This window comes from Pseudomonadota bacterium (assembly GCA_011049115.1).
In the GTDB taxonomy this organism is placed as follows: Bacteria; Desulfobacterota; Anaeroferrophillalia; order Anaeroferrophillales; family Tharpellaceae; genus DSCM01.
Window position 1 is genome coordinate 1 of sequence record DSCM01000040.1, and the last position, 4,236, is coordinate 4,236.

Consider the following 4,236-nt stretch of genomic DNA (forward strand, 5'->3'; position numbering starts at 1 on the left):
ATAAGGCTATGGTTTTTTCGGCAACCGGGTTGCCGGGGTGTTGGTTTGGGTCGTACTGGTATACCTTCAGCGATGCCGAGGGTCCGCTGGAAATTATGGCCACGCTGAAAATGAGTTGGTAAGTATGGGAAAAGCACCCGAAAGGTGCGGCCTGTCGATAAACACGGTTCCGCAGTTTTTCGGTCTAGGGCTTCGGCTGATGCGGGCACGGGCCCGCGAAAAAAAGGTCATGAACATAATAAAGCCGGGGCCAAGTGAAAAGAAAACTTTAACTTGGCCTCGGCTAAGATTTATCCTGTCGCAACCGTTTAGAAAATCATCAGGCAGCCCCCGATAATCACCCCGCTGTAGAGCATCGCCACCAGACAATACCCCATGATATCGCGGGCTCCGAGCCCGGCAATGCCCAGCGCCGGCAGGGCCCAGAAGGGTTGAATCATATTGGTCCAGGCATCACCCCAGGCCACGGCCATCGCGGTCTTGGCCATCGGAACCCCCAGCTCGGTGCTGGCCGTGATCATGATCGGTCCCTGGACAGCCCATTGCCCGCCGCCCGAAGGGATGAAAATATTGAGAATCCCGGCGCTGATAAAAGCAAAGAAGGGCAGGGTGACTCCGTTGGAAATATTGACGAACCAGCCCGACATGATGGCCGCCAGGCCGGAAGCCGACATCATGCCCATGATCCCGGCGTAAAAGGGAAACTGCAGGATGATGCCGCCGGCCCCCTTGACCGCATCTCCCAGGGCTTTCAGATAACGCCGGGGAGTTTTGTGCAGGAGAATGCCGACAAAAAGGAAGATGAAATTGACAATGTTCAGATTGAGCTGAAAGCCTTTGGAGACAAAGTAATAAACGATGTAGGCCAGCCCCATGATTCCGGTCAGCATGGAAATGATGACGCTGTTCTCGAGTTTGTCGGCCGGAGTGTCGTTTTTACCCAGGTCGAAATCCTGATCCATTTCCGTCAGCAGGGCCGGGTCAATCTCCACGGTATCGGCTGGACGCGGCATCATGAGGCGGGTCAGAAACGGCAGCGTCAGAATCAGAACGATGAGCGGAACCAGATTGAAGGTGGCGAAAATGGTCTCGGAAGTGCCGATGATGCCCATGGCTTTTTCAAGAAAGTGTTTCGGGGTTGCAATGGTCAGGGCCACGGAACTGGAAAAGCCCGCATGCCAGACGAGAAAGCCGATGTAGCCGCTTGCAATCAGGAGCCGATAGTCGGTCCCCTTGACCTTGCGCGCCATTTCCTTGGCCATCAGGGCCCCGATTACCAGGCCGAAACCCCAGTTGATCCAGGAAGCCACCAGGGCCGCGAAGGTGGTGACCATGATCGCCTGTCCGGGGCTTTTCATGGCCCCGGCGATAGCGGAGAGCATATTCTTAAACAGTGGGCTGCTCGCCAGGACATAGCCGGTGACCAGCACCAGCACCATCTGCATTGAAAATGCCAGCAGGTTCCAGAAGCCGTTGCCCCAGAATTCGACCATTTTCATGGGTGATTGTCCGGCGATAGTGATTCCCATCAGAAAAACCACAAAGGTCAGAATGACGGCAAACAAAAAAGGATCCGGCAGGTAGCGTTGTACCAACTTGACAAAAAAATCGGACAATTTTCTAATCATGATTACCTCCTCTTAAGGTTGGCGGCTCAGGATTGCGGGCCTGATTATCTGCAAAACCACAGATTATTGTCGGAAAAGGTTAGTCACGCAGGGGTCTGAATGTCAAGAGAAAACCTGCACGAAGCCGCCCCGGGACGGGAATTGCGCTTTTCCCCGGGTTGTGCTATGTGGAGCGGCCGGTATGGGTGACCACCGATCATCGTTTGCGGGGGCGTAGGGTCTGGCTTAAGTCACGACTTGTCGCCGCATTTCTGAGCCTGGGGACAAGTTTAAGCAGAACCTTGCAAGTTATTTCCAGTTTGAACAACAAGAAAATGAGTTATTATTCAGCCCCCCGCAAAACCAAAAAATGGCTGAATCGTTACGAACCTGAATTGACAGGAGTCTTTGTTTGCGACCAGCGGAGGTGCCGTCAGGCACGGGTCGTAAGAGTCTTTTTTTGATTGCGGGGCACGTTTCCGCAGCAGGATTTTTTATGAAATATTTTTTGACCGCTCTTGCCCTGGCGATGATTATCGAGGGACTGCCTTATTTTCTGGCGCCGGGGGCGATCAAAAAAACCCTGGCACTGCTGAAGGAACAACCGGAAAAATTTTTGCGGATTTTCGGTCTGACGGCCATGCTTTCCGGTGTCATACTGCTCTATCTGGTTAATGTTTTCTGATTCGTCCGGGGTGGATTTTCCCTTTTTGCGCGTTGTCGTTTTTTGGGAATCTTCCGGGCGCGAAGAATTGTGCCGGGGATCTGATAACGGTTGACTTCACTTGGCAGTTGTGCTTTATAAGCGGGCTGTTTTTTGCCGATGGCCGCGGTTGATTCACGACTCTCTCAGGATCTTTGATAATTGGCCGAAAGAACAGTTGGGTATTTTTAGAAGCTGAAATTATGGATGTCGCCCTTTTTGATTATGAGCTTCCGAGCGAGCGCATCGCCCAGCATCCCCTGCCGCGACGGGATCAGTCGCGCCTGCTGCTGGTCAGGCGGGGCGTGCGGGAATTTGTTGACGGGGGCTTCACCGATCTGAAAGCCTATCTTCAGGCTGGGGATCTGCTGGTGTTAAATGATACCAGGGTGATTCCGGCTCGTTTGCTCGGACGCAAAGAAAGCGGCGGCGCGATAGAGGCTTTTCTGGTGCGGCTGGAAAAATCCGTGGTCGATGGCGATGAGTCCAAACAGCTCTGGCGGGTTCTGTTTAAGGCCTCGAAAAAGCCGCGCCCGGGGCAAAAGCTTGATTTCGGCGGTTTGCTGCGCGGCATGGTGGTGGAAGCGTCAGGAGCCGGTCCGGGGCTGCTTCTGTTGTCAGGCGCCAATGGCCGCCCGGTCGCCGAGGTGCTGGAGCAGGTTGGCCGGGTGCCTTTGCCTCCTTATATCAAGCGCGCCGTCGAGGATGATGATCGCCGCAGTTACCAGACGGTTTTCGCCGATCCCGCCGCCGCCGGCGCGGTGGCGGCGCCGACGGCGGGACTACATTTTACGCCGGAGTTACTGCGGGAATTAGGCGGCAATGGGGTTGAAATCGCTTTTCTGACGTTGCACGTTGGACTCGGCACCTTTGCTCCGGTGCGTTCGCGGACGGTGGAAGGGCATCGAATCCATGAAGAATTTTTTCGTATTCCTCCGTCGACCCTGGAACGGGTCGCCGCCTTGCGGGCACGCGGCGGGCGTTTGGTGGCGGTCGGCAGCACGGTTACCCGGGCTCTGGAATATCATGCCGCGACCGGGTTGCTTGAAGGGCTGTGCGATCTGTTTATCTATCCCGGTTACGAGTTTAAAATGGTGGACGCCATTCTGACTAATTTTCATCTGCCGGCGTCGACTTTGATGATGCTGGTTTCCGCCTTTGCCGGGCGGGAAACGGTCATGGCGGCTTATCGGCGAGCCCTGGAACTGGAATATCGATTCTACAGTTACGGTGATGCCATGCTGCTGCTCAAATGAACGCTTTTCAGGTTCTGGATAATGACCGTAAGAGCGCGGCGCGACGAGCGCGCCTGACGACGGCGCATGGGGTGATTGAAACTCCTTGTTTCATGCCGGTCGGCACCCGGGCCACGGTCAAGAGCCTGACTCCGAAGCAACTTGAAGAGGAGGTCGCGGCGCAGATTGTTCTGGCCAATACCTACCATCTTTTTCTGCGCCCCGGGCATGAATTGGTGCGGCGGCTCGGCGGGGTTCATAAATTCATGGGCTGGTCGCGGCCGGTGCTTACCGACAGCGGCGGTTTTCAGGTTTTCAGCCTGGCTTCACTGCGCCGGATCGATGAAGAGGGGGTGACCTTTCGCTCGCCGATTGGCGGCAGCAGCCATCGTTTGACTCCTGAATCATCGATTCAGATTCAGGAGGCGCTGGGGGCCGATATCATCATGGCCTTTGACGAGTGTACGCCGTGGCCGGCAACCTATGGGGAGGCTTTGTCTTCGATGGAGTTGACGGTCCGCTGGGCGGCCCGTTGCAAGGCGGCCCGGCGGCGCAAGGATAACCAGCTTTTCGGCATAATACAAGGCAGTACCTTTTCCGAATTGCGCCGCCGCAGTCTGGACGAGACGGTGGCCATTGGTTTTGATGGTTATGCCTTGGGCGGTCTCAGTGTCGGAGAGGGGCCGGCGGC

At 55.7% G+C, this 4,236-nt stretch carries 4 protein-coding genes; 3 read left to right on the forward strand and 1 reads right to left on the reverse strand.

The window, feature by feature from the left end; genetic code table 11:
• Positions 1-308: 308 nt before the first annotated feature.
• On the reverse strand, positions 309-1,625 hold the full coding sequence (locus tag ENN66_03705) for a short-chain fatty acid transporter (protein HDS15712.1): 1,317 nt from the start codon (positions 1,623-1,625) through the stop codon (positions 309-311).
• Positions 1,626-2,103: 478 nt separating this feature from the next.
• Here ENN66_03705 and ENN66_03710 point away from each other — a divergent pair, with 478 nt between their 5' ends.
• The 3 genes from ENN66_03710 to ENN66_03720 form a co-directional block, all read left to right on the forward strand.
• Positions 2,104-2,292, forward strand: a complete 189-nt coding sequence (locus ENN66_03710) for a DUF2065 domain-containing protein (protein HDS15713.1) — start codon at positions 2,104-2,106, stop codon at positions 2,290-2,292.
• Positions 2,293-2,513: 221 nt separating this feature from the next.
• Positions 2,514-3,566, forward strand: coding sequence for a tRNA preQ1(34) S-adenosylmethionine ribosyltransferase-isomerase QueA (gene queA, locus ENN66_03715; protein HDS15714.1), 1,053 nt, complete (start codon positions 2,514-2,516; stop codon positions 3,564-3,566).
• A partial coding sequence (locus ENN66_03720) for a tRNA-guanine transglycosylase (GenBank protein ID HDS15715.1) occupies positions 3,563-4,236 on the forward strand: 674 nt, incomplete at its 3' end. The genes queA and ENN66_03720, both read left to right, overlap by 4 nt.

Coding starts and splice junctions, on each gene's coding strand:
- ENN66_03710 (HDS15713.1), top strand. CDS start 2,104: ATGAAATATTTTTTGACCGCTCTTGCCCTGGCGATGATTATCGAGGGA.
- queA (HDS15714.1), top strand. CDS start 2,514: ATGGATGTCGCCCTTTTTGATTATGAGCTTCCGAGCGAGCGCATCGCC.